Source organism: Amycolatopsis sp. NPDC004079 (assembly GCF_040610415.1).
In the GTDB taxonomy this organism is placed as follows: Bacteria; Actinomycetota; Actinomycetes; order Mycobacteriales; family Pseudonocardiaceae; genus Amycolatopsis; species Amycolatopsis halotolerans.
This window is the reverse complement of the sequence record NZ_JBEXMH010000158.1, coordinates 1-1840: the sequence shown is the minus strand read 5'-3', so window position 1 is coordinate 1840 and position 1840 is coordinate 1. Positions and strand designations below refer to the sequence as shown.

Sequence of the window (1840 nt, the reverse complement as noted above, 5' to 3'; positions counted from 1 at the left end):
CTGCCGAAGCAGCGCGGCCCCTGGTCACCGATCCGCGGATCGGTGAAGGCCGTCAGCGAAGCTGCTGACCGGGCTCGAATCCGGTCAGCAGCACGGCCCGACGCCGGTGAATGACTGCGGAAGCACCGGCCTCAACCTCCCTGCTGGTACCGGCTCAGCGGTCCACGCGCCCGAAACCGGCGGGCGGGGTCGGCGGCTCCGGCGGGCGACCGCCGTCCGCGGGCATCTGCCGGGTCTGCTCGCTCGGCTGCGGAAGGCTGCCCGACTGGGACTGCGGGTAGCCCTGTGTCCGGGCCCGCCCGGCCTGCGCGTGCTGCCCGCTCACCTGGCCCGGCTCCCGCGAGCCGTTGCCCGAGCCCGAGCCGACCTGGCCCTGCAGGTTGGCCAGCCAGCCGCCCCACCGCTCCTGGGCGGGCTTGATCAGGCCGCCGCCGAAGCCGACGACGATCACGCCGCCCGCGGTCGCCAGCACCGCGATGAGCACCGGGCCGGTCACCGACGTCGCGATGTTCACCTGGCCCAGCGCCGCGATGATGCCGAACGCCATCACGAGCCAGTACGCGACCGTGCTGAGCAGCCGTCCGGCCGGACGGCCCGAAAGCGCTCCGGAAACGACGTCCCGCACGACCTTCGCGATCGCCGCGGCCACGATGATCAGCACCACCGCGACCAGGATCCTCGGCAGGAACGCGATGATGTCGTTCAGCAGCTGGCTCACCGGGTTCGACTGCCCGAACACCCCGAACGCGAGCTGCAGCGCGATCAGCAGAATGAAGTAGTAGACGAGTTTCACGAGCACCGTGGTGGCGTCGAGATTCGCGCCCTTCACCATTCCGGTCAGCCCGGTCTTCTCCACCAGCCGCGTGAAACCGAGTTTTCCGAGAACGAGCCCGAGGGCTTTGGACACGGCTTTCGCGATCAGCCAGCCGATCAAGAGGATGATCAGAAAACCCACGAGTTTCGGGACGAACGTGGCCACTAGATTCCAGGCCTGTCCGAGTCCGTCCTTGAGTTGTTCACCCACGCTGGCTCCCTTCGCCGCGGTTCGACGTGGATTCCGGCACCGTCCTGTCGCACCGGGTCGCAGGACAGGTACCCACTGCACCCGAGTGCTGTGCACCACGATCGAGTGAGACGACTGGCGCGGGAAGATCAATCACCGCCATACTTGTCCTACCGGTGGGGACCGGGGAGACGAGGCCGCTCGGCGCAGCGAAAACCGCAAGCGCCGGGCGGCCTCGAACATTTCCCGCTCTTTATTGCCGCGCGACGGCGCTTCCGAGACGAATGGGGTTCGGGTTTTCTCCCGCGTTCATCTGGCCTTCATCTTCGGGCGATTGGCGGGCGGCCGACGGATTTGCGTCCCGGCCTGGGCGCGGTCGCGGAGATGCCCGGACGGGAATCCCGGCGAGGTGCGGTCTGTGCGGTGCGAATTCGCGTAGCCGGGCAGCCGCCGACCGCGAATTGCGCGGATCTTCCGGCAGCCCGTCGGATAACGGCGAAGCGGCAATAGCGCGTGCCGCTGAGGCTTGAGATGCGGCGCGAAGGGCATTAACCCCAGGCGCGACGACCGGGAGTGGCGGCAATGCGGGCGGCGCAATCACGAAGGCGGCGTTCACGCATCTCACCCGTTGCCGCTAACCCACGTGGGTGAGGCGCTCCGCTTCCCAGGTCCCTTACCCGGCCGGCGCGTCCACCGAGAGTAGAAGCTCCCGGGACGGAAACGGCGGGGGGGGGGGGGGGGGGCCCGCCGGGGGCGGGGTGAAAGCCGAGTCCGACGGCGGGCGCACCGCCCCCCCGCGGCAGAAGCGACCGCGCGGCGGCCACCCCGCCAGGGTGG

1 protein-coding gene is annotated in these 1840 nt (G+C 69.6%); it reads right to left on the bottom strand.

Annotation, left to right across the window (positions count from 1 at the left end; genetic code table 11):
* Positions 1-154 precede the first annotated feature (154 nt).
* Complete coding sequence (locus ABZX37_RS49310; protein ID WP_354751263.1) at positions 155-1024, bottom strand: hypothetical protein; 870 nt, start codon at positions 1022-1024, stop codon at positions 155-157.
* Positions 1025-1840 lie beyond the last annotated feature (816 nt).